Annotated in this window: 24 protein-coding genes; 7 read left to right on the top strand and 17 right to left on the bottom strand. The window is 36.4% G+C overall.

Annotated elements, in window-relative coordinates:
• Positions 1–2: 2 nt before the first annotated feature.
• The 13 genes from JO40_RS09285 to JO40_RS09220 form a co-directional block, all read right to left on the bottom strand.
• On the bottom strand, positions 3–1,034 hold the full coding sequence (locus JO40_RS09285; RefSeq protein WP_044979091.1) for an acyltransferase family protein: 1,032 nt from the start codon (positions 1,032–1,034) through the stop codon (positions 3–5).
• A 57-nt stretch (positions 1,035–1,091) separates the two neighbouring features.
• The gene (locus tag JO40_RS09280) at positions 1,092–1,955 is read right to left on the bottom strand and encodes a beta-1,6-N-acetylglucosaminyltransferase (RefSeq protein ID WP_044979090.1); all 864 of its coding nucleotides are present in this window, start codon (positions 1,953–1,955) and stop codon (positions 1,092–1,094) included.
• Positions 1,956–1,958: 3 nt separating this feature from the next.
• Positions 1,959–3,050 carry a polysaccharide pyruvyl transferase family protein gene (locus tag JO40_RS09275; RefSeq protein ID WP_084224532.1) on the bottom strand — a complete coding sequence of 364 codons (1,092 nt, stop codon included), beginning with the start codon at positions 3,048–3,050 and terminating at the stop codon, positions 1,959–1,961.
• A 12-nt stretch (positions 3,051–3,062) separates the two neighbouring features.
• Positions 3,063–4,337, bottom strand: a complete 1,275-nt coding sequence (locus tag JO40_RS09270) for an ABC transporter ATP-binding protein (RefSeq protein ID WP_044979088.1) — start codon at positions 4,335–4,337, stop codon at positions 3,063–3,065.
• Positions 4,330–4,998 (bottom strand): nucleotidyl transferase AbiEii/AbiGii toxin family protein, encoded by a 669-nt coding sequence (locus tag JO40_RS09265; RefSeq protein ID WP_044979087.1) that lies wholly within the window; start codon positions 4,996–4,998, stop codon positions 4,330–4,332. Before JO40_RS09265 ends, JO40_RS09270 begins: the two co-directional genes overlap by 8 nt.
• Positions 4,983–5,285 carry a hypothetical protein gene (locus JO40_RS09260; protein ID WP_044979086.1) on the bottom strand — a complete coding sequence of 101 codons (303 nt, stop codon included), beginning with the start codon at positions 5,283–5,285 and terminating at the stop codon, positions 4,983–4,985. The genes JO40_RS09265 and JO40_RS09260 overlap by 16 nt, the downstream gene beginning before the upstream one ends.
• 35 nt (positions 5,286–5,320) lie before the next feature.
• A complete protein-coding gene (locus tag JO40_RS09255; RefSeq protein WP_044979085.1) occupies positions 5,321–6,178 on the bottom strand; it encodes an ABC transporter permease in 858 nt (285 codons plus the stop codon).
• Between the two features lie 109 nt (positions 6,179–6,287).
• Positions 6,288–8,138 (bottom strand): 2-aminoethylphosphonate aminotransferase, encoded by a 1,851-nt coding sequence (locus JO40_RS09250; protein ID WP_044979084.1) that lies wholly within the window; start codon positions 8,136–8,138, stop codon positions 6,288–6,290.
• Positions 8,135–9,268, bottom strand: a complete 1,134-nt coding sequence (gene aepY / locus JO40_RS09245) for a phosphonopyruvate decarboxylase (protein WP_044979083.1) — start codon at positions 9,266–9,268, stop codon at positions 8,135–8,137. The genes JO40_RS09250 and aepY overlap by 4 nt, the downstream gene beginning before the upstream one ends.
• The gene (aepX, locus tag JO40_RS09240) at positions 9,269–10,570 is read right to left on the bottom strand and encodes a phosphoenolpyruvate mutase (RefSeq protein WP_044979082.1); all 1,302 of its coding nucleotides are present in this window, start codon (positions 10,568–10,570) and stop codon (positions 9,269–9,271) included.
• 33 nt (positions 10,571–10,603) lie between these two features.
• Positions 10,604–10,903, bottom strand: a complete 300-nt coding sequence (locus JO40_RS09235) for a nucleotidyltransferase family protein (RefSeq protein ID WP_044979081.1) — start codon at positions 10,901–10,903, stop codon at positions 10,604–10,606.
• A gap of 3 nt (positions 10,904–10,906) precedes the next feature.
• On the bottom strand, positions 10,907–11,332 hold the full coding sequence (locus JO40_RS09230) for an HI0074 family nucleotidyltransferase substrate-binding subunit (protein ID WP_044979080.1): 426 nt from the start codon (positions 11,330–11,332) through the stop codon (positions 10,907–10,909).
• Positions 11,333–11,701: 369 nt separating this feature from the next.
• Entirely contained in the window at positions 11,702–13,426 is a 1,725-nt protein-coding gene (locus JO40_RS09220; RefSeq protein WP_044979078.1) for a cation:proton antiporter domain-containing protein, read from the bottom strand.
• 162 nt (positions 13,427–13,588) lie between these two features.
• Between JO40_RS09220 and JO40_RS09215 the strand changes: the two genes are divergently transcribed.
• Together JO40_RS09215 and JO40_RS09210 are read left to right on the top strand one after the other, a co-directional pair.
• Complete coding sequence (locus JO40_RS09215) at positions 13,589–13,828, top strand: hypothetical protein (RefSeq protein WP_044979077.1); 240 nt, start codon at positions 13,589–13,591, stop codon at positions 13,826–13,828.
• A gap of 23 nt (positions 13,829–13,851) precedes the next feature.
• The gene (locus tag JO40_RS09210) at positions 13,852–14,595 is read left to right on the top strand and encodes a DUF8091 domain-containing protein (protein ID WP_245608830.1); all 744 of its coding nucleotides are present in this window, start codon (positions 13,852–13,854) and stop codon (positions 14,593–14,595) included.
• Between the two features lie 3 nt (positions 14,596–14,598).
• On the opposite strand, the gene JO40_RS09205 is transcribed toward JO40_RS09210, so the two are convergent.
• The gene (locus JO40_RS09205; protein WP_044979076.1) at positions 14,599–15,345 is read right to left on the bottom strand and encodes a flagellar filament outer layer protein FlaA; all 747 of its coding nucleotides are present in this window, start codon (positions 15,343–15,345) and stop codon (positions 14,599–14,601) included.
• Positions 15,346–15,360: 15 nt separating this feature from the next.
• A complete protein-coding gene (locus JO40_RS09200; protein ID WP_044979075.1) occupies positions 15,361–16,080 on the bottom strand; it encodes a flagellar filament outer layer protein FlaA in 720 nt (239 codons plus the stop codon).
• A 203-nt stretch (positions 16,081–16,283) separates the two neighbouring features.
• On the opposite strand from JO40_RS09200, the gene JO40_RS09195 reads away from it, so the two are divergent.
• The 5 genes from JO40_RS09195 to JO40_RS09175 all read left to right on the top strand — a co-directional run bounded on the left by JO40_RS09195 (position 16,284) and on the right by JO40_RS09175 (position 22,504).
• Entirely contained in the window at positions 16,284–17,522 is a 1,239-nt protein-coding gene (locus tag JO40_RS09195) for an HD domain-containing protein (RefSeq protein WP_044979074.1), read from the top strand.
• A 63-nt stretch (positions 17,523–17,585) separates the two neighbouring features.
• A complete protein-coding gene (locus tag JO40_RS09190) occupies positions 17,586–18,149 on the top strand; it encodes a late competence development ComFB family protein (RefSeq protein ID WP_245608829.1) in 564 nt (187 codons plus the stop codon).
• 138 nt (positions 18,150–18,287) lie between these two features.
• Positions 18,288–19,103 (top strand): phosphoribosylformylglycinamidine synthase I, encoded by an 816-nt coding sequence (gene purQ, locus JO40_RS09185; RefSeq protein WP_044979073.1) that lies wholly within the window; start codon positions 18,288–18,290, stop codon positions 19,101–19,103.
• Between the two features lie 34 nt (positions 19,104–19,137).
• The gene (locus tag JO40_RS09180; protein ID WP_044979072.1) at positions 19,138–20,445 is read left to right on the top strand and encodes an SH3 domain-containing protein; all 1,308 of its coding nucleotides are present in this window, start codon (positions 19,138–19,140) and stop codon (positions 20,443–20,445) included.
• A 4-nt stretch (positions 20,446–20,449) separates the two neighbouring features.
• Complete coding sequence (locus tag JO40_RS09175) at positions 20,450–22,504, top strand: ABC-F family ATP-binding cassette domain-containing protein (protein WP_044979784.1); 2,055 nt, start codon at positions 20,450–20,452, stop codon at positions 22,502–22,504.
• 14 nt (positions 22,505–22,518) lie between these two features.
• Here the strand turns inward: JO40_RS09175 and JO40_RS09170 are convergent, their stop codons facing one another.
• Together JO40_RS09170 and JO40_RS09165 are read right to left on the bottom strand one after the other, a co-directional pair.
• Positions 22,519–23,796, bottom strand: coding sequence for an ATP-binding protein (locus JO40_RS09170; protein WP_044979071.1), 1,278 nt, complete (start codon positions 23,794–23,796; stop codon positions 22,519–22,521).
• A gap of 177 nt (positions 23,797–23,973) precedes the next feature.
• On the bottom strand, positions 23,974–24,597 hold the full coding sequence (locus JO40_RS09165) for a DedA family protein (protein WP_044979783.1): 624 nt from the start codon (positions 24,595–24,597) through the stop codon (positions 23,974–23,976).
• Between the last annotated feature and the right edge of the window lie 3 nt (positions 24,598–24,600).

Below are 24,600 nucleotides of genomic sequence, written 5' to 3'. Positions count from 1 at the left end.
CTTTATGATCTGTTACCCACAAGTAAAGTATATAACTTCGGAATAGTTTTATTAACAATAATTCCGGATACTAAACATATAGTAAAAACGACTACAAAAGTTATAAATTGATAAAAAAATATATTATCTATATATATACTCACATAATAAGCTATATAATAATCAAGCCAAAAATGAGTAGCAAAAATCCAAAATGAATATTTAAAATCGGTTTTCTTTCCAATAATTAGTAGTGGTAAATTAAAAATTAAAATGATTGAAGCTGCACCTTTTATAGCATATAATAAGGTTTTAATCTGCATGTCGAAATCAAATTTAAAAAGTATAAAACTGATAAGAATAAATATTAATAACGCAAGAAAGTATAATACTTTTTTATAGTTCTTTTTCATATCCTGTAGTTTATTAATTAAATCAGGATAATAAAAACCGATTACCCCCCCCCATGTATATAGAATATATATAAACCTTGAATCTAAAATATTCTTCCCTTTATAAAAATAATATCCAATCTGTGACAATAAAAGTAATATGAGTAATTTCTTATCTCTAAATAATAAAAATAAAATGGGGGACAAAACTGTCCAAAAAATCAACATAAATATATACCAAAAATGGGGAGATGATGACCATTTTAGAATATTATTTCTGATGTTAAAATCAATCACAGCATAGTTCGATTTATATAAATTAATCATACTAAGTACGCATGTGTGTATAAAATTCCATAATAAATACGGAAGTACTAATGAAAAGAAACGAGTTTTAATTTTATGTTCCAAATCTTCAAATTTTTTAACTGTTTTAAAAAATAGAAAACCTGAAATAAGAGCAAAGGCATGAACGGCTCCATCCCCTAGATTCTTAATTAGATAAAAAAGACTTTCATACTTGTTTTGATAGGGTAAACCGATATGATATAACACAATAAGCAATGTCAGAATCCACTTTACATTATCCAAATGTTTTATGTTATTATTTTTGTCATTTAATCTATAATCATTGCCTTGTATTATTTTTTTAATAAAATTCACAATCTACCTTCTTCTGGTAACAAAAACGAGTTTTCTTGGTGTCTGAACATACAGATGTCAGTTTTTTAATTTATTGTATATCTTTAGTATGATCTTGTTATCAATTGTTTCATCAAATTTTCGAGCAAATAAAAAAGGAGATTCGCACAATTGATCATAATCTTTCAATCTCCAAACATAAGGGCTACCTCTATCCCAGTCGATATAGCGAAGTATTGATATATGATTACTGTCAAAACCTCTATAATATAAATCATAATCTTTATAAATTGGATACAAAAAAGTTTGTAATATTAATTCATCTGAATTTTTACAAAATTTTACTTTCCTTATCATTTTTTTCCCTTTAGAAGAAAAATCTGAAGCTAATTTTTCCGTTATACTGAACCAATTATCTCCGCAATAAAATTTTCTCTCAACTTTTAAAGCCTTCTGTATCCATAAAAGAAAATTATCTAATAAAAACTTAAAATTTCGTAAAATTTTGTTTTTTTCATTTTCCACATAATAGAAAAAATGATAATGTAAACAACTATCTTTTTTACAATAATCAGTATCTTCAAAAAAAACAAACTCTTTTCCTTTATTTTTTTCAAAAAAATTTATTATTTCAGTATGTGGTTTTATAGGTAAGTCTTTACCTGAAATTAAATGATAATAATCGTGCGGCAAACATAAAGCCTCTTTTAATAGAAACATTTGACATTTTGTTTGGCTTATATCTCCCCATAATACATTATATTTTGAATATACAAATATTTTTGCATATTTCACCCAATTAAGCCAATCTATTTTTTTAAGTTCACTACTTTTGGGATCAATATGCAAATAGATATCATTTACCCCATAATCCAATAGTTCAAGCAGTATTTTTAACTGGTTTGGATTATCATGAGCCATAATCAAATAAGCAAATTTCATACTTTATTTAAAAGCCTCATCCAAATATAAAAAAGATTTTTTAGCATAAAAATCCAATCTCGAAGAGTTAAAAGATATATCGGAAGATATATCTTTCCTATTGGGCCATAATAACCGATTTTGTACATTTAACAAAGACATCATTTCATATAACCGGATATCATCTTCCTTAAGGTTCTCAGATACATTTAAGATCCAAAAATCCTTATTAAAGATATATGCAAAGAGTAAACCATGAAACGATTCCACATAACATTCTTTTGCATAATACATTAAATTTAAAAAAACAGACGGGCCGCCTCTACTTAACAAATTAAAACCATATTTTTTATGATGAGAATTACTCCACTTATGAGCATCCAAAACATAAACAGGCATTTTTTTCCCTGCACTTTTTTCTTTTACTAATATATTTAATTCATTACATAAATATGCCCAAGAATAATAGAAAATATATTCACTTGCTATCAGAGGCTTCCCTATCAAGCGCTTCCATTCTTCTTTTGTCACCAAAAGCGTAGGATCCAATACAATAGGAATATCTTTTTTTAACAATTTCTTTAAACATAAACTTCCAAACTTTTCTCTAGCTGAAATAAAATCAAAAGAATCTATATACTTTTTATACTTTTCTGCTTTCGAACTTGTAGATATATCTGTCTGTCCTAAGCTTGGAGCGTAGGCAACTTTTTTTCCTTTAAACCAGTCACAAAAAAACGCTTCATCAAAATCATTCATATCTACATTCCATATTTGGTCACTTCCAGCAACAATGACATCAAACTTTTCAACTATTGTATATAATTGATTTGCATATAGTTTTTTATTTGAAAGTTTGAGCTTATATCGTTGAAACTCTGTATACCCTTTTTTTTCATAGAACACTTTAATAAAATGTTTTCTATCATTTTTAAAAAATCTAAATTTATCAATAATTGAAGAAGGTATAATTTGATATTGCCGTTCGGACTTCTCGGAAGTAAAATTTATAATTTCTACATCCCCATATTTTTTTAAGATTGATTTTAGAGCATAAGCCTGTAACATAGAACCGCAATTGTACGAAGCTGATAAAGTGATTATGCCTATTTTCATAATTGTTTTTCCTTATAAGAGACTTTGCACCGGTGATAGCTTTACATGTCCCCAATATTGCGGCAACCAATTTGTTCTATCCAACTCCGATTCTATTACTTCAAAATAAATAAGTTCAGTGGTTTCATCAAAACCCTTATGAAGTCCCAATTGATTCAGCTCAAATATTGTTAATCGCAGAGTATACATTCCTTCAGCCAGATTGGAAATATTAAAACCAAAATCCAATATTTTGCTTTCTCCAGCATAAATTGAAAACAAGGGTTTTGATTCTGACATTCCTACATTCGTTTCATCAAGAGTTCGTATCTCCAATCGAATACGTAAATTTTCAAAATTGTGTTTTGCTTCAATGTTTATACGAAACTTCATTAGTTCTGTAGATAGAAACTGTGCATTTTCTTTATCTAAAAAATAAAAATCATGAATAATAAAATTGGTTCCTCTATCTAAAAAGCTACGTATCTGCCCATCAAAGTTATAGTGAATTTTCAAATTAGCAGGATGTTTTTCCAAATATAATTTAATCCCATTTTCAATATCGCCATCATACTTAATTTTTCCTGTTTCAAGAAAAATTCCTTTGTCACACAATTTTCTAACCATAGTCATATTGTGGCTTACAAACAGTACCGTTCTGCCCTGTCCCGTACTCAGTTCGTTCATCTTTCCCAAAGCTTTTTTTTGAAAGGCGACATCTCCTACGGCCAGCACTTCATCAGCTATCAGAATATCGCTATCCAAATAGGCGGCAACCGCAAAAGCAAGGCGGACATACATACCGCTTGAATACCGTTTTACAGGCGTATCAATGTGCTTTTCAATACCTGAAAAATCTATAATCTCATCAAGTTTACGGTCAATTTCAGCCTTTTTCATGCCGAGGATTGCTCCATTTAAATAAATATTTTCCCGTCCTGTAAGTTCACCGTGAAACCCCGTACCTACTTCCAGTAAGCTTGAAACCTTTCCTCTTATTTTTACAGAACCTTCAGTAGGAGTAGTTATACGAGAAAGCACTTTTAGTAATGTAGACTTACCAGCTCCATTTTTGCCGATTATACCAACCCTGTCCCCCTGCTTAATATCAAATGTTAAATCTTTTAAGGCCCAAAATTCGGTATCGGAGCCTAGATATTTATCTTTACCAATCTGTGAATGAGGATCTTCCTTTCCTCGTTTTAATGCCCACCAACTTTGAATATCCCTAAAAAGAGCATCGTTGTTTATTAGGCCCAGTTTATACATCTTTGAAAGATGCTCTATCTTTATTACAGTATTACTCATATTTAATCCCAAACACCGAGTTTTTATCCTTTTGTCTTATATCATGACAGATTGTAAAAATCAGAGTTTCCGTTATAGGCATAGGTTTTATCAATTTCAGATTTTCCAGCCACCAAAGCGGAAACGTTTTTAAGCGCTCAATAAGCGTACAATCATCAAAGTATTCTTTTTGATGTGCTGCTTTCAAAATCATTTTCCAATCAAACTCATACATCAAACAAACGGAAACAATATCAAATACATCTTTTTCTTCATCACGTCCGATAACTGCCGTTAATTTATTTGCCAGTATATTAAACACATTATCAACTGCAAAATCGCATATTTTATTTGAAATTCCGTACTTATATACTCTATCGTTTACAAAGTCAATTTTCAATTGCCCTATTTTTATCCGCAAAAAATCTTTTGCATTTATCACAGTTTCAATCTCAAAGTATTTTCTTAACCTATAGATAATCTCTTTGACTTCATCATAAAAATAGGGCTGTCCGTTCATAAAAAAATCCAAATCGTCCGAATAACGTGCATTACAATAAAAGCGATGGAGTGCAGTTCCCCCTGTTAAATAAAACGGCGTTTCTTCTGAAAAGACAATCCCTAATACCCTATCTTGAAGAGCATACAACTCATCATAATTCTGCACTATAGTTTTTTCCATTGTAACTTTTCTATATACTGCCGTTCGTTCAGCATTGTGTTTCTCAAGGCCATGTATACTTCCCACGTTAAACCGGAACGATGAGAAAAAGTAAAGCCGTCAAAAAGAGTGCATAAATCCTTTTTGGAAAACAACAGCAAATCACCGATTTTATCCTGCGAGTTATACACAATGCGATTAAAAAGCCATTGCTTTTTTTTCATATCACCGCCTGTAATGATAGACTGCAGTTCCGGTTCACTGATACTATAATCCCATAAGCAATCCCGTATCATTGATTTCATCATATAATTCCTGCTTGTTAAAGCTCGCTGTATGTCTCCTACACCACATCAATAAAATTACGCTCATTTTGATTAAACATAATAAGCCCTATAAACAAAAAGAAAAGAGTCAGCAAAATACTCGAAATAATTGCCTGAAAGGGAATTCCGCCGGCCCCATAAAACCAAAGTCTAAAAAGTTCAATAGGAGCATTCATCGGATTAGCATATAATACCCAATGAAACCTTTGAGGAATTTGAGACACCGGATAAACTACAGCAGTGGCATACATTGCAAGATTTAAGGCAAAATTTACTAGGAGTCTTAAATCTTTATACTTAGTTGTTAAAGCCGATATAACCATTCCCATTCCTGTTGCAACAGATGCAATCCAAATCAAAATAAGCGGAAAAAGAAGAGCTAACAAAGAAGGTCTTAAAACATCTGAAGTTACTAAATAATAAACAAAAAAGCCCATCAAACACAAAAATTGCACCAATATTCTTGTAACATTACTCGCAATATTACTTATAGGAACAGTCAGACGAGGAAAATAAACCTTTCCAAATAAAGATGCATTATTTACAAAGATATTTGTAGCATCGGTAAAACAGCCTGCAAAAAAAGACCATAGCATTGTGCCTGCATAATAAAATAAAATATGAGGAACACCGTCAGTACTTAACTTTGCCAGATTACCGAATACGAAAGCATACATTACCGTTGAAATAAGCGGGTTTATAATAAACCACAATGGTCCCAAAATTGTTTGTTTGTACTGCGTAACAAAATCCCTCTTTATAAAAAGAGCAATAAGATCCCTATATCTTATTACTTCGCGAATGGGTATATCCAAAAGCTTACGCTTTGGTTCTATAATTAAATCCCAAGTTTCTTCCGTTTTTGTTAGAGTCATAAACTGTTCCTTAAAAATTATTCAAAATATTCCCACGCAGGCATGATTTCTATTCCGTATTATATGTCAATACCATCGACATATTTATGCCATTCTAAATGGCATATCATTACACCCCTACCCCAATCCCCTTCATATATTCTTCAAGTTTCATTGTAAAGCGGAGCATTTCTTCAGGTTGGATATCGCCGATATTGGCAATGCGGAATGTGTTGATGTTTCCGAGTTTACCGGGGTAGATGGTAAAACTGTGTTCGGATGCAAAATCGTGCAAGGCATCAAAGCTGTATTTAGGTGTTTCAGGCTCCAATATTGCCGTAATAAAATGACTCTGGTGTTCTTCTTTTACCAGCATTTTAAGACCGAGCTTTTTAACGGCTGCGACTAAGATATTCCAACATGCGGTATAGCGTTCATAACGTTTTTGAACCGTTTCCTGTTTTGTCTCTAAGACAGCCTGTCGCAAAGCATACATGGTTTGTACGGGCGGCGTAAAACGGGTTTGGTGTGTTTTTGAAAAATAAGCATATTGGTCATAAAGATTAAGATAGTAGTTGCGCATGGGATAATCTTTTATCTTTTCAAGTTCTGCCTTATTACAGATAACAAAACCGACGCCCGCCATTCCTTGAATGTTTTTGTTACTGGTAGAAGCCATAAAGTCAATGCCGAGTGTTTTTAAGTCCATAGGCATTCCGCAGTATGCACTTACGGCATCGACAATCGTAACCATGCCGTATTTTTTCGCCATAGGGCAGATGATATGCAAGGGATTCAAAAGCCCTGTAGTAGTTTCGTGATAAACACAAGCAAGGTGAGTATATTTTTTTGTTGCAAATTCCGCTTCCAATTTTTGTAAATCAATCGGTTCATACGTAGAACTTTTAAAAACGTCCATCGGAATTTTATATACTTGTGCGATTTTTGCCATGCGGGCACCGTAGGAACCGTTATCTATTACCAAAAGTCTTCCCGTATCAGGCACACAGGATGAAACCATAACCTCATCTGCACCGGTGCCCGAACATCCGAACATAACAGTTTCATATTCGGCAGGATTTGTACCAGAGCCTAGAGCAAAAAGTTTTAATTCATCGCAAAGCCACTGCATTAAATCGCCGAATACTTTTTCACGCGGGCAGATATCGGCAGAAACTTGCGCATATTTTACGCTGTCGGTAGTTGTTGCAGGCCCGGGATTAAGTAAGACCTCACGGCGTACCGCACGCAGCTGCTCGTTTTCAACAATATGCGGATAAATATTTTTTACAGCCATCTCTAAATGATCTTCATTATCTATTTCGCGCCAAACAAAGTACTCAATTTTTTTAATTGCAACAGGCATCGTTTTAGCAACTTCCAAAAGCGCATGTTCATATTCCATCTTAGGTAAATCGGTATGGTGAGCTTTTGCAAAGGCACACATTTTATCTGACGCTTCTTTTGTCAATTTAGTAATACCGACCAGTTCGCCGAAAACATTCTTCAAAGTTTCTTTATTTTTAGAAAGGCCTGTAAGACAAGCTTTTTCATCGGCTTCAAGATAGACCTCATCACCCGATTGGGTAGCACCGCTTGCCAAAATAAGATTCTTCCGTTCATCATTTATAAGCGTAAATAAACCGGCTGAATCATAAATAAGGTCGGATTCTAAAAGCAAAAAATCTTCGTCCGCAAGAGGGGCGCAAACCTCAAGAGTCCCCATGCTGCCGGTAGCAACATAATTTTCATTTTTTACCGTGATAATGGCAGGGTATTTTTTTGCAAGACGGTCATAGTATTCGCTGCAATGTCCTGTTCCGATTATGATTTTTTCAATTCCGTGAGCAAGAAGCTTTTGTACGGATTGCTCAACAATTGCAGTACCGCCTATTTCCAAAAAACCCTTCGGCATAGTCTTAGTTTTATCTTTTAAGCGCGATCCCAAACCGCCCGCCAAAATTACAGCTTGTTTAATCATTTTTTCCCCTCCAAAAATTCCATAAAAGCTTTTTTGTTTTCAATAGGCGATGACTTAGGTCTTCCTAAATCGGCTCGTGCACCCTTTGATACCAAAACTTCGATAAAAACAGACCCGGAATTTGTGCACAGTTCTTTTAACCTTGATTGTAATTCTTCAAGAGTTTTAACGGACACAACCTTATCATAACCGCAGGCTTCGGCAACAGCGCATAAGTTTATCTTTCGAGCTACAGTGGGTTGACCGCCTACCGAATCATGCGCACCGTTGTTCAAAACAAAGTGCACCATATTTTTCGGTCTCTGTGAACCGATTGCTGTCAAGCCGCCTAAGTGCATAATAGCAGCCCCATCTCCATCTATACAAAAAACGGTTTTATCTTCTTTAGTCAAAGCGATACCTAGGGCAATTTGTGAAGCATGCCCCATAGAGCCGACCGTTAAAAAATCTTTGGCATGACCTTGGCCGTGTTTATCACGCAGCTCATAAAGTTCCCGCGATGCCATTCCCGTAGTTGAAACAAAAACGGCATTTAAAGGAGCATTGAGAATTATTTGTTCTATAGCTTGCTCCCGGCTTATTTCGGCAGGGACAGCCTCATTTGTTTTTAACGTATAAGAATCAAAAATTCCTTTACGCACTACAACTGCATAAGGAGAACTTGAAGCTTTTATATGCGAGTAAGCTTTTTCAAGCTGAAGTTTTGCCTCTTCTTCCTTATCCGAGAGGATGGAATACGGAATTTCCATTGCATCAAGAAGAGAGCAGGTAACACGGCCTTGTTTTATATGCTGCGGTTCATCGTGAACTCCCGGCTCACCGCGCCATCCGATTACCAGCAGCAGAGGAACCGAATACACTTCCTTATCCGCAAGCGAAAGTAGAGGGTTGACCGTGTTTCCCAAGCCGGAATTCTGCATATAAACAAGCGGAACTCTTCCTGTTGCAAAATAATGTCCCGCAGCAAGTCCTACGGCACAGCCTTCATTTGCTGCGATAATATGATTTTTGCTTGCCGCTGTATCGGTTAAATACGCACAAAAGTTTTTTAAAAGAGAATCGGGCACACCGGTAAAAAAGCCGGTACCGTTTTCTTTTAACAACTCATAAAAAAACTGAGGTCTTATCATTTATTTAGTCCCCGGAATAAGTTCCAAAATTTGTTTAATCGAAAGGCACATGTCATTTACTTCCAATGAACGCTCAGCCTCTAAAATAGTTTTTGCCGCTTTGAGCATTGCAGGATATGAAGCACGCAGCATGTGGTTGGCATAGATGATTATGTTTGCACCCCATGCAGCCAATTCCTTTTCGGTAAACTGATTATAAGTCGTAGGAACTAAGACTATGGGAACCTTCTCATATTCTTTTCTAAAGCGTTCACAAAACTCTTTTATATCGTTTCCGTGTTTTTCTTTACTATGAATCATAACGCCGTCGGCACCGGCTTTTACATAGGCAAAAGCACGCTCCAATGCTTCGTCGACGGAATGTCCGGCTATAAGAGACTCAAGACGGGCTATTATCATAAAGTCTTTTGTAACTTGTGCTTTTTTTCCTTCGGAAATTTTATGACAAAAATCTTCAACAGATGCTAATTCCTGTTTTGCTTCCGTGCCGAAAAGACTGTTTTTCTTCAAGCCAACCTTATCTTCAATTATGATGGCGGAAACACCATTGCGCTCAAGGGTCCGTACAGTAAACACAAAGTGCTCTGTTTTCCCCCCTGTGTCTCCATCATAAATAATAGGCTTGGTAGTACATTCAAGAATATCAGTTAAACTTTGCAAACGGGTTGTAAGATCAACAGCTTCTATGTCCGGTTTTCCTTTACTGGTGGAGTCTGTCAAGCTGGAAGACCACATTCCGTCATAACGATGAACACCGTCATCTTTTTGTACTTCAAGATTTTCTATAATAAGTCCGGAAAGGCCTGAATGAGCTTCCATTATGCGAACTATCGGCTTAGCTTCAATAAGACGCCGCAAGGTTTTCATTCTGACTTCAGGGGTGGTACCGATGCTGTGCATATTTGAAGCAAGAGCGCTTGAATTAATTCCCTTAGTATAAGGAACTTCAATAACCTCGCCGCCCCACTCTTTCATCACTTCGATAACCTCATCCCGAATCTTACTTAAAGAGCCGCTTTTCCAATCATCACCGTGAATAATAAAATCAGGCTTAAGTTTTTTTAAGTTCGGAATATAAGACCAATCCTCCTGAGGAATGACTTCGCTTACACCCTTAATGTTTTCAACAACCTGTTTACGCTGTTCATAAGAGAGATACGGAAGTCTCTTATGCGAAACAATTGCCGTATCGGTTAATAGACCTATTATAAGATGTCCATATTTTTTACCTTCATTGATAATGTTGATAATCCCCGGATGAATAATATCTCCAGTAAGTCCAAGATAAACCTTTTTTTTCATAATTAAAATCCCTTAACCTAATTTAAATTTTCTTTACTTCAACACCACACCGTACTTATCGATATGCCTGATTAAATCCTTATGGTTCAATTTAGAATAGGCAACAAAGTCAAAAAAATAGGGTAAGCATGTTTCCTCTTCAATTTCCGATTTTAAATGTGCAGCCAAAAAAGAATCTACTTCATTTCCTTTTAAGGCAATATCTACGTCCGAACCCGGCTTATACGTCCCTAATGCGCGGGAACCGAATAAAACGGCTTCTTCAATTTCGCTATACCTTGAAATATAGTCTAAAATTATTTTGATATGTTCTTCAGGCAAGCCGTACCTCATAAACTAAAGCTCCGCTTGCAGTGTATCATGGAGTTTTTTAACCTCAGGTAAAAAACTTTCAACTATAAATATATTAAGCTCTTCAAGAAGAGAAACATCATATATATGGCTTGTATGATTTCTAATTTCAAGAGCTTTTAGCCAAACCTCTCCATTTTTAATTATCCCATCTTGAAAGGCTTGGCGGAATGCTCTCTTTCCCGTCTGGACTTCCGTATACCCTTCATGTTCAAGGTAGTCTTTTAAAACCTTCCAAGAAAGCTCTATAAGAATTTCAAAAGCCTGCACCAATGCCATCTGAAAAGCATCATAATATTTTGAACCTTTTGGATTCTCCTTAACGTCCGAACACCTATCTTTAAAGACGGTAAGGGCTTTTTCAAAATTTTGAAATCGCTGCTTCCAGCGGATATCTTCGGTATTATTCATATATCACCACTCAAAACTACAAAACACACATTCCAAAATAACAGGCGTACAATTGCAAAATAAACTTCTACAAGTCAGCTTAAAAAGACTTTACACATACAATAAAACGAGGTTTTTTACACGCTCGCGGCGTTTTTAGACAATACCATCTGCATTGCCTAAAATAAGCCTTCTTTTTTTTCAAAAGAGCATAGAAAACCTCTGCTTTTTTATAATTTTTATAAAAAAGCTCATCTTAAAACAAATGACCAGCCGACTTGCAAAGGATCGCCGAAACAGATTCCAATGCCGTAAAAGCTTAATACGTTGTGATAATACAATAAAAAAGAAACATTTTCAATAGGTTACATGAGAAAAACAAGACATAGATTAGTCCCCATCAGAAACAGTTTTATGAAGCTCTATTATTTTTCCATGTAAAAAATGATCTATTGTGTCTTTTTCAGCCATGCCCAGAGGCTCTCCATTATCACCCACTATAGGAACGGCATAGGTATCTTTTTCGGTATAAAGCTCATATAGATCTTTTAGACCTGTTTTTTCGGAACAGACAATATCTGCAGGCTGCATTATATCCATAGCAAAAACACAGTCATAGATGCCTGTCATTGTCAAGGTTTCCTTTAAATGATCCAAACTTATCATACCGGCAAGGCTGCCGTCACTGCTTCTAACTGCATAATTCAAATTAGGACTGTGGCTAAAGGAATCTATTATAGCACTTAAGGGAACATTTTCAGAAATAACGGCAGGAGAATCGGGAGAACAAATCGTTTTTCCGTTTAAGATAACATCTCCTACCGACAATGTTTCCATCAAATCTTCTTCGGTAACATCCAAACCGCATTCTCCGGATTTTTTGATTCCGTATTTTACACAAATAGGCCCCACCAGCTGTACTACAAAAGTGGTTGCAGTAACTATAAGAAGGATGGTCGGCCCGATGGTGTCCGAAAAATCATGGCCTGCCGAAATCGAAAGACCTATGGCAACTCCTGCCTGACTTAAAAGACAAAAAGGCAAATACTTCCTAACGGTTTCGGGAGCCTTTGTAAGCCATGAACCGAAAATAGACCCTATAGTTTTTCCAAATGTACGTAAAAAGATATATAAAAGAGCTAAAAGGGCAACAAAGGGTGTTACATTCCAAATATTCAATTTAGCCCCGACCAAGACAAAGAAAAGCACATAAATGGGAGGCGTAAAATTTTCTACCAATGTAAAAGTGGAACGAGTTTTTGCAGGAGCAAAATTTACCATAAAAAAACCCAAAGCCATTGCAGCCAATATGGTATCCAGATTAAGAAGATAAGAAAGTCCAGTTGACAGTAGGAGGCTTCCTAACGAAAAGCCTAAAATACGGCCTGAATCCGTCATCATGTTTCGGATAATCAAACTTAACAAAAAGCCTATTATGCTCCCCAAGCATATAGAGCCTACGATATTGTAAATAAGCATAAGAATCTGTTTTCCGAAACTTGCCGTGTGAGCTCCCAAAAGGGAAGCCGCTATTGAAGAAGCAAGAGCATATAATACAAGAGCTACAGCATCATCCATAGCAACAATGCCTAAAACCGTTGTTGTTAAGGGACCCCTGGTTCTGTTTTCACGTAGAACATCGGTAGTTGCAGCGGGAGCCGTTGCAGAAGATACGGAGCCTAAGATTAAACCTAAAGAAACAGAGGTAGCAAAATCCTTTGTAACCAAATATGCAACAAGCGAAATAAAAATAGATACCGTTATAAATGGAACTATTGACTCAAAAATCAATATACCCACAAACTGAGTCCCGTATTTTTTTATCACCTTGGTCTTTAACTCTCCTCCAATCAAAAATCCTATAAGAGAAAGAGCTATACTTGATAGGGGGTCTAAAGCCGTAATTATTTGAGACGATAAAATCTGAAAACCGGACTGACCTATTATGATTCCGATAACAATGTAACCTACGACCTGAGGAATCTTTAATTTTTTAAATACGGTTCCGCCGATAGCGCCTAAAAGCAAAATTATGCCTAGCAGCAAAATAAGATTTGTATTTTCAAGCCGTGAAAAGTGCATAAAAGCGGGAAGGAATTCAGCCAATTTATTCATAATAGTAAATAATATCTCATTCAAAAAAAAATGTAAATAAGATAACATAAGATAACATAATAAAATATTAACTTTTCAAATTTTGACAATCAATTTTTTCTAAATTTTGACATAAATTTTTACTAAATTGACAATGACTTAAAAAGAGTGTAAAATCATTCCATGACTTTGTACGAATATTATATTATTTATCCTGATGGAGAAAAACAAGAAATAAGCGGCCCCGTATCCATAGGAGCCTTTTTAGATATAAACGGAAACGAGCTGCCGCGTCGGCTTCCTACAAATAAAATGATAGTTTATCAAATCCAAGGAAAGCAAACAAGAGAAGAAAGAGGAATAGTTCAAACCGTATATATCCTTGAACAGCTTAGTGCGGAAGAACTTTTAGATTATGCGTAAAAATTTAAAACCGCTTACAGCAGATGATAAATACCTATAACGAAAGCGACTTACATAAAAGCCTAAAAGAACACTTTTGTCCAAAAAACGGAAAAACAGAACAGCCCCTTTTAAGAAGTGTCTGCGATATTCTCTGCGATGGGGGACAAGTAATAGAGATACAAACCTCAAACTTAAGCGCTCTAAGACTAAAGTTAGAAAAATTTTTACCTGAACATAAGGTTTTAATAGTCTATCCTATAGCAGTCGATTCTTATATACGTGTCTTAAACCAGGACGGATCAACTCGATATAGAAGAAAAAGCCCTAAACACGGATTCTTTTTTCAAATATTTAAAGAGCTTTCGGGCCTTTATCATCTCATAGATAATAAAAATTTGAGTTTTAAACTGGTATATATAAGCTGTGAGGTTATAAAAACCGATAGAGGGATAAAGAGAAGAAGAGCTCAAAGGCCAGGAGTTATAAATAAAAAGCTTATTAAAATCCACAGCAGTGAAGAGTATACAAGCATTAAATCTATATGTAAAAAGGTATTAGACTTTTTACCTGAAGAATTTACAAACCAAGACATAAAAAATCTTGGAGCAAAAAAATATACTTCCTATACAAGCTGGTTTTTAAAAAAAGCAGGAATTATAAAAGCTGATGGAAAAAAAGAGCGGTTTACACTGTACAAAAAATTAAAAATCTATAAAAAAAGGGCTAAAAAATTTCTTAAAAAATTTTTAACCCTTCTTTATAGTAAAATTGGATTTTACCGGTAATTTTTACCAGTTGTCCGACATATCGTCCTTATCTCTCATATCAACTTCGTACAAATCGCTTACAACGCGCAGATCATCAAAGTAGATATAGTAATGCCCGTATGCCTCTTCCGGGTCACATTCAACACGGAAACCTACAATCTTCAAGCCCATGCTGGTTCCATAGTGGTAATCTTTTTGGATAATACCTGTTTTTCCCGCCGAATTCTGCGGAGGAATTGCAACGGTCATAAGTTTCCAACCTGAATGATTTAACTTTCCTACATAAAGCTCAAATCTCTTTCCCCAAAAATCTTCTACTATGAGTTTCATTGTGTGCGGATAGCTTCGGCCTACAACCCAAACACTTGCAGTTTTTGCTATTCCTTCTACCGGAAGGGCTTTGGTTGCATGAACCTCAAAGGAGTTATAACCGCGTCTATAAAAAGAAACTTTTACACCCAAAACCTTTTCATCCGTCAGCTCAAGACCTTCTTCGGCAGGAATAGGTTTCTTATTCATCGGATTACCGTTAAAGAGTCTGGAGCGTATAACGCCTTCATCAGCCGACATCTTTGCATACCATGTACCCTCGGTTTCAAACTTATCGATAGAAACTTCTTTAATTCTCTGCTCTGCCGTATCAATTCCTACTTTATTAGGATCGGCAGCATCTATCGTAGAAAAATCATTTTCATTTGTATTTTGCTGAGCAAAAGAAAAAGCAACAAACCCTACTAAAAACAAAATTATAGCTATACTCTTTTTCATACTTTAACCTCCGTTCTATTCAGTCTTTTGTTCAAAATCGATTTCACTCAATTCATAGCCGTCAAATGAATCAACAAATACATCAGTTAAAGCCTTAAATTGATCAAAATAAATTTTAAAGTCATCTACTCTTTCAGTGGGCGATGTTCTGATTCTAAAAGCGACAAAAGCCAACTTATTTTTATTTCCGAGATATCTTGAAGCTTGAGGAATATTAGTCGGTACCGTAACATGCATATTCTGCCAACCTTTAAAGTTAACATAACCTAAAGGTAATGCGTGTATTCTTCCCTCACAGTCACGGACGAGGATTTCTATATAATAATAATATCCTGCCCCCCAAACCCACATATCCAATCGATGAATATGTCCTTTAAAGGGAATTTCATAGGCTTCTACACCTTTATCGCCTTTTTTTGTCGGAATAATATCTACCCAATTATCACCTTTACGGTTAAATTTAACTTGCATTCCAAGAAATTTAGCCTTTTCGGGATCTTCCTGCATTACTCTAACCGAATGCGGCATTCCGTCAATATACTTTAAAACAGGATATCCTTCAGTAACAAATTTACTGCCGACTGCTTGATATGCCCAATCTTGACCGTCAGGATCATCAAATGTATCGACCATATAAGTTTGATAATTAATCGAACCTTGCTGCGCCGTTAAAGGTGCAAATGCGAACAACAACATCAAAGCAATGCCCGCAAAAACTAAACCGCCATGTTTCATGTATAACTCCTTTTGTTTCGTTTCAAACTCTGTGTTGTATTATATTGTAAAAAACATTATTTGTCAAACCTAAAACAATATTTTTTGCAAAATAAGTACACCATCAGTATCGGCAAATTCAATCCGTTTCTACAGGGGTTTTTAAATATAAAATCCCAGTTATCGACATTATAACAGATTTATGTTAGAATATCAATTACTTTATGACCGAATTAAGTAATTTTTCAAAAGCCGTTCGAGATCCGATATGGAAGCATATATGGATGAGCGATGAATTATACGATATAACTAAAGCAGAGCCATTTTTACGGCTATATAATATAAAACAGCTGGGGCCTACCGAGCTTGTTTATCCAGGTGCCAGCCACACAAGGGCATCCCACAGTATCGGAGTCTATAATACAGCCTTAAAAATGCTTAATATTCTTTTAAAAAAAGGAGCTGATACTTGGGTTTCACAGCAGGGAGCAATGTCATTTTTGGCGGCAGCCCTTCTCCATGACCTTGGACACTTTCCTTTTACTCATTCCCTCAAAGAATTAAACCTAAAAGAACATGAGGAGCTGACGGGAGAGCTGATTTTAAAAGAACCTCTGCGTTCTGCAGCGGCAAAAACAGGAGCCGACCCTGAACAAACAGCATCCATTATTACAGGAAAAGGGAAAAAAGATGCCGAGACCTTATTTTTTCAAAAAATTTTATCGGGTGTCCTAGACCCGGATAAACTGGATTATCTTAACAGGGATGCTTTTTATTGCGGAGTTCCTTACGGAATTCAGGATACGGATTTTATTCTTTCACAGCTGATTCCCGATAAAAAAAACGGAATAAAACTAGAATCAAAAGCCATTATAAGTGTTGAAAGTATCTTATTTTCTAAATATCTTATGTATAAGTCGGTTTACTGGCATAAAGATGTGCGTATAGCAACCGCAATGATGAAAAAAGCTATATTTACCGGAATGGAAAGGGGAAAATTTTGCCCTGAAGATCTTTATCATCAAGATGATGAGGGTATTTTCAGACTTTTGGAAAAAAATAACTATCCCGAAAAAAAAACGGCTGAAGATTTAAGACTTGGTAAAATATACCGCATCATATACGAGGAAGCCTTTCAAGCTGAGAATCCGAAGCATAAAGAATTGGAAGATTTATATAAACGGCGGGCAGCAGAAGAAACCTTAGCCGAATATTTTTCAAATAAAACGGGAACCCGAACAGGAAGTGAAGACATCATTATAGATATACCTGAGCGTATTTCTTTTGAATCGGATCTTTTTATAGCGGATGAAAAAAAGATATTCAGTGAAAGTTCTACGGTTTTTTCAAAAGAATTTATCAAAACCCTTGTTCCTTCTTTAAGAAAAATAAGAATAGCCGTTTCGGATAAAATTTATAAAAAAGTCATAAATCTTAAGCAAACAATCTTGCCGATTTTTTAAATATAGGGTAAAATAGGTTAGCTGTTTTGACAAAGCGATGAGCTAATCTTAAAGGAGAGTTTTATGATCATTCATAATGTTATGGAAGACTTGGTATATGATGAGGTCAACAAACTATTTGACGAAGCCGAAGAAAAAAAAGAAAGCTGGCTTACATGCAGTTGTATGCAATGCAGAGTTGACACCATGTGCTATGTACTCAATAGGCTAAAACCCCGCTACATAAAATCGGGAAGAGGACTGGCTCACTTTTTACAATTTGAAAAAACGGAAAAAATACAGATTATGGCAGATATTACGAGTTTGGTAGTTGAAGGCATGCATCGAGTTCTTTCTACAAAAAGGCCTCATGACAGTGAACCCGTATTTGAAACCGAAAACACACCTGTTTTTAACTTTCCGGCAATAACCGGAAATATTTTAAACGGAAGCAATTTTAAACCTATGGAAAATGTTACAATAAGCCTTAAAATGAATGGAGAATTAGTACCCCAGATGAGTATTCTTTGGGATAATCCCTATACAATATCGGACAAAACCCCAGGTGCTTATACATTTTGTCCAAGAGCAATTCCCGCAAAAAAATGCAGGAGATGTCCAAAAATTTATTTTTGTCCTAAAGGCTGAAAAAGAAGGCTTTGACCCTACTAATTTTTCATTTGATATCGAATTAAAGGCAGACGATAGAGCAAAGTCTCCTTTGGACTCTTCAAACTTTTATAAAATTAAAAATTTATTTTTATGCAAATACAGTGAGGAAGAATAATGATAAGACCTAAAGCCTTAGTATTACATGCAACAGGTACCAACAGAGACGGGGATGCGGCAAGGGCATTGGAACTTGCAGGTGCCGAACCTGAGATTGTACATATAAATAAGCTTAAATCAAAGCAAAAAAATTGGAAAGACTATGCAATTCTTGTAATTCCCGGCGGCTTTTCTTATGCAGATGCTTTAGGGGCAGGTAAACTCTTTGCCCTCGATTTAAGCAATTACTTTTTTGATGAGGTAAGCGAATTCGTATCGGCAGGAAAACCCGTTATAGGCATTTGTAACGGTTTTCAAGTATTGGTAAAATCAGGTATTTTGCCAGGAAAAGAAAAAGACGGAAAGATAGTTTTAGATAAGGACGGCTATAAAAACAGGCTGGCCACCCTAACCTACAATAAACAGGGAAGATTTGAATGCCGTTTTACAACTATGATTCCTCAAAAATCAAACTGTATTTGGACAAAAGATTTAAAAGGGAATATATGCTGCCCCATAGCCCACGGCGAAGGTCGGTTTTTAACGGATTCTCAAAAAACTCTCGATGAGTTGTTTGAAAAAGGACAGGTTGCTTTAGTTTACGGAGGGAAGGAAGCCGATAAGGGTATTCCGGCAAAAGGAGAATATCCTTTTAATCCTAACGGATCTCTTGCTGACATAGCCGGTATATGCAATGCTAAGGGAAATGTGCTTGGCCTTATGCCCCATCCCGAAAACAATGTAGTCATAAGAGAAAGGGATTCGGAAGAAGAAAAAGAACGCACAAGGCTTTGTCTTGATATGTGGAAGGCCGGGGTCGATTACGTTCTATAAAAAAATATTTTAAGAAATATTTTGAGGTATTTGCATGAATAATTTTTTTCGAAAATGGAAAATGCTTGTTTTTATTGCACTATCAACTATTTTTTTTATCTCCTGTTCAAAAAATCTAGGTTACGGTGTATTAAACTGGTCAATCCCCGAATATAACCTTGCTGCAGGAGATATAATACCGGTTTATGTAAAATCAAATATTGAAAGAGTTTACATTGTAGGCCTAAACGAAAAAACTACAGTGAGGGTAGAAATTCCTCTTTCACAGCTTACCTTTTTTGAATCAAAAAAAGATGCAGCTAGGTTTCAGGCAAGATTAGCCGAGCATAAACATGCTTATGCAAGGGTTAAATTAGACGGCCTTCCGATGCGGTCAAACCCTGACAACACCTCAAATCAGGTTTACCGCTTAAGATTAGGACAAGTTGTAAAGATTCTATGGTTCGGGGAAGGAATTCCTGTTCTAAAAGGCGGGAAACCTATGGACGGCCAATGGTATGAAGTTATAACCGAGGACGGTGTAAGAGGCTGGTGTTTTTCATATAATCTTGATATCTATGATGAGCGGGAAAGAGGCTCCTCCGAAAGCATAAATTTAGCCCAAGAAAAAGATGAAGAGCTCGAGGCTGTTTTAAATGAATTCTGGTACCCTGAAAATTACAGAAAAATGATAAATAGCAGACAAGTTGATCTTGATAAAATGAGCCTTACTTGGGGCTTTTTCCCCGGCTTACGCTCAGGTATTGCAAGAATAGAGCTTCAAAACACAAGGCTTTCTTTTCCATATACTCAGGTTATCAAAGTAGGAAACAAATATCTTTTTGAAGGCTCTAACCTTTCGATGCAGATAAGGGGTAAGGATATCATTAGCCTTGAGTTCTCCGATGACAGCGGAAAACATAGGCTGGAAAACTTTATCACCCTAAATGCTTCACCTGAAGATATAATCAATAATGAGCTAAAAAGAAGAGAGGCTGCAATAGAGAAAATAGCCAAAACTTCATCCGAATTTACATCGGAGAATTTCGGTTCTTTAAAAATACTGTCTGACGGGCAATTTATCTGGAGCGGGTATACCCTTATAACCCCTTCAATTATACCTTCGGGAGCGGGTTCTTCGGGAAAAGTAAGCTTAAAATATTTTTTGGATAAAAAACTTTCATCCGACTATGATGGTGTTTTAAGTTTTAAATTTGAAAAAACGGCAGACCCTGTTGTATTTATGTACAGTATTTCCTCAAAGGGACTCCGTCTTGAAGCGGTGGAATCTTCAGGGATAAATGATAATATCGTGATGCGCCGAAGTTTGAACCCTGTGATTTTATTTTTTGCAGCAAAATAATGCTATGCCTTTTGTTCAACTTTCGAAAATTTCCCTTGCCTTTGGGGACAGGGATATTTTAAAAGACATAACCCTCATTTTAACAGCAGGAACAAAGGCTGCCCTTACGGGAGCAAACGGCTGCGGTAAATCTACCTTAATGAAGATTGTTGCAGGTCAGATAAAAGCCGATTCAGGGGGTATAGCATCAGAAAAAGATACATCAATAGCTTATCTTCCTCAATCCGGCATTGTCCATAAGGGAAAAACCTTGGCGGAAGAAGCCGAAATGGCCTTTGCTTACGGCTATGATATTATCAAGGCCATGGACGCTATAGGCGAAAAAATGAAAACAGAAAAGGATGAACAAAAACTCCTCGCCTTGGCAAACGATTATCACACCTTGCAGACAAGACTTGAAAATTCAGGCTGGAATTCAAAAAAAGGACTTATCGACGAAACCTTACGCGGCTTAGGCTTTTCTTCTTCCGATTTTAATAAGAATACGGACGAATTTTCAGGGGGCTGGCAAATGCGTATAGCTCTTGCAAAGGTTCTTTTACAAAATGCCGACATAATTGTTCTTGATGAACCCACAAACTACCTTGATATCGAAGCCCGATCTTGGTTAGAGCTTTGGCTTAAAAAATTTAAGGGAGGCTTTTTACTTGTAAGCCATGACCGCTACTTTTTAGATCAAACGGTAACCGAAACTTACGAGCTTTTTAAGGGAAACTTAAAAAAATATAAGGGAACCTACAGCGATTATGAAAGAATAAGAACTATTGAAGTTGAAGGCCTTATAAAGGCCTATGAGCAGCAGCAGGAAGAAATAGCAAAAACCGAAGACTTTATCCGTAAATTCAGGTATACCGAAAGCAGGGCAGCCTTGGTGCAGGACAGAATAAGGCGGCTCGAAAAAATGGAAAAGATAGAGCTTCCCGAGCACCTAAAAAAAATACGCTTCAGTTTTCCTCCTGCCCCCCATTCGGGGAAAATAGTCTTGCAGGCAGAAGGAATAAGCAAGGCCTATAACATTGCTGGAAGCAGGGCTTACAGCCCGGCTGTAAGCCCATCCCTTGGCCAAACCGGCGGTCTTCACAGGGTAATCGAAAATTTGGATTTAACCGTCGAAAAAGGAGAACGCCTTGTGTTGGCAGGAAAAAACGGTGCAGGAAAATCAACCCTTTTGCGTATTCTTGCAGGGGAGGATAAAAACTTTACGGGTAACTTAAAGGAAGGAGCCGGTGTGAGGATGGGCTATTTTTCTCAAGACGAATCCGAAACCATTACGGGAAGCGAAAGCATCATCAGCCTCCTTGAGCGCTCGGCTCCTACCGATCTTGTTCCAAAACTTTATGATATGCTTGCAGCCTTTTTATTCCGAGGAGATGACATTTATAAAAGCCTTTCGGTCTTATCGGGAGGTGAAAAATCGAGACTTGCCCTACTCCTTCTTCTTTTAAAGCCGTTAAACCTTTTAATCTTGGATGAGCCTACAAACCACTTAGACCTGCACTCAAAGGATGTGCTTTTGGATGCCCTAAAACGCTTTGACGGAACCGTAGTATTTGTATCGCACGATAAGGGCTTTATACAGGGCCTTGCAACAAGAGTATTGGAGCTCAAGGCTGATGAAGAGGGCTTAGGACCTTCAAGGATAAGGAATTTTCCGGGAACCTATGATTATTATCTTTACAGACTCGAACAAGAAGAGGCTGAAGATAAGGTTAGTCTAAAACCGAATAAACCTGCCGCCTCAAAATCAGGAAATATTTCGGATATCTCTGCAATAAGCTCAAAGCCGCAAGGATCGGCACAGCTTTCATATGAAGACCAAAAACGGCTCCGCTCGGAAAGAAGAAAATTAGAAAAAGAAGAAGAAAGGCTTTTAAACGAAATAGAAAAATGCGAAAAAGAAATAGCCGAAAAGGAAGCTATCTTAGCTCAACCTGAAGTTTATTCCAACGGAGAAAAAAGCAAGGCTGTTCAGAAAAAAATAGAAGAACTAAGAACAAGGGCTGAAGAACTTTCGGAAAGCTGGGCAGAGGCGGCTTCCAAATTGGAAGCAAGTGTCTAAATTGGAAAGACCTTTTACCACTTTAACGAAGTTATCGGAATTACAAACACCCCGTCTTTACGGCAGTAAGCGGCATTTGCTAAGCCGCATATAACACCCATAAGCTTAGGATAGCCGGCCCCCTCAGATTTTAAACTATCCCTTACCTTAATAAGATTTGCGGCTGCCTCATCTATTTGATTTGTCCCAAGTTTAATTTCAAATGCAGCCCAAGAACCGTCTTTCATTTCGATAACTGCATCTATTTCCCGATTTTTATAATCTTGATAATGATAAACCGATGCATCAAAGGTATCGGCATACACCTTTAGGTCTCTTTCGCATAGAGCCTCAAACAAGAAACCCAATGTTGATAAATCAGATAAAAGAGTTTTTTCTCCGGCCCCAAGTAAGGCACAAGCCAAAGACGGGTCTGCAAGATGTCTTTTTTCCATTTGTTTGATACGCACGGAAGACCTCATATTATGAGAGAAAGGTAATTGATTATCGGTTAAAAAAAGACGATCAAAGATATTAAGATAAGTTGCGGTAGTTTCTATATCAATATCTTCGTAATCTATTGAGCTGATATCGTTTTTAAGGGTGCGGTTCGATGCCGTACTGCTTTCATTGCGGGCAAGGGATTTAAGAAGGAGCTTCATTTTTGATGCATCTCTTTTTATACCGTCAATCCTAAATACATCATCTGACAAAATAGCATGGAGATATTCTGCTGCCGTTTTTGATGAATTTTTAGCACTATGACCTACATTTGCAGGCCAACCGCCTCTGATTATTAAATTTATAATATCAAGCAGGCTGACTTCTTTTATCGGAGAATAACAAGACGCTCCCTCACAAATAGCCTTTAGCGAAACCTCCCCTGTAGAATCCTTTGACTCATACAAGGACATAGGTCTCATCCTCAATCTGCCTATCCGCCCTGCACCGCTGTGCAAAATTCCTTTATGATTAGGTGTGGCCGAACCGGTAAGGATAAATTGACCTTTTTTGCCCCTCTTATCCACTTCAAAGCGTACAGCATCCCATAAAAGAGGAACATCCTGCCATTCATCTATAAGACGGGGTGTTTCACCCAAAAGGACAATATCAGGTGTCATCTCGGCCATTTTTCGATTTTGAAAAGAGCCTTGAGGTGAACCTAGGTAAAAAGAGCTTTTACTGTGATAGGCTGATGACCATGTTTTACCGCACCATTTAGGCCCTTCTATGCAGACAGCTCCAAAAAGAGTCAAATATAAATCTATTTTATCATCTACAGCACGTGGAATATAATTTTGAACCTTTATCATATAAAATTCCTAGTAAATAAATTATATACCAATCCTATATATTTTGCAATGCCAGTCCTATATATTTTTGAATATTAACCACATATATTTTGCAATGCCAATCCGATATATTTTAAAATATTAATCATATTGATTTCACTTATAGAAAGAATAAGCTAAATCAAAGTAAAAAAGGTGTTATTTTTTTTCTTTTTCAAGTTTTTTGTCGGCAAATTTAAAAAGCTTCCCCGAAGTTACAAGATAAGCACCGGCGGCCAAAAAAAGGACAAACATGACTATTCCGAATATCTTCATAAAATCTCCTCCCTTACTGCCGAAAAAATAAACAAGGCTGTACAAGACGGTAATGTTACATATTGCAGCGATTGAGTCATAAATTAAAAATTTATAAAAAGGATATTTTACAAAGCCGCTAGTCATTGAAACGGCATTCCTTACACCGAAAGGGATAAAGCGGCAAACAATGTAGGTAAAAATCCCGTGTTTTTGAAGAGCCTTTAAAAGGCGGTAGGTGTTTTTTTTTGTGATAATCTTTGAAAAAAGCCGGATAGATATGGTTCCTTTGGCAATAAGCCGCCCCCAAAAGTAGACCATACAGTCACTTATAATTGCTCCTGCATAAAGAGCTGACAAAAAATGGGGAATGGAAGCCTTTTCTCCTTGAGAAAGAAGAGCTGACATTGCAACAAGAACATCTTCTGAAATAGGTATATTTAACCCGCCTAGAAGCAGACCTATAAAAGCCACAAGAGGAAAATAGGTTATATAGTTACCTATCCAGTTCAAAAACGCTGTAAGCATGTG

Origin of the sequence: Treponema putidum (assembly GCF_000755145.1) — a bacterium.
GTDB lineage: Bacteria > Spirochaetota > Spirochaetia > Treponematales > Treponemataceae > Treponema_B > Treponema_B putidum.
This window is presented reverse-complemented; position numbering and strand designations above follow the sequence as displayed.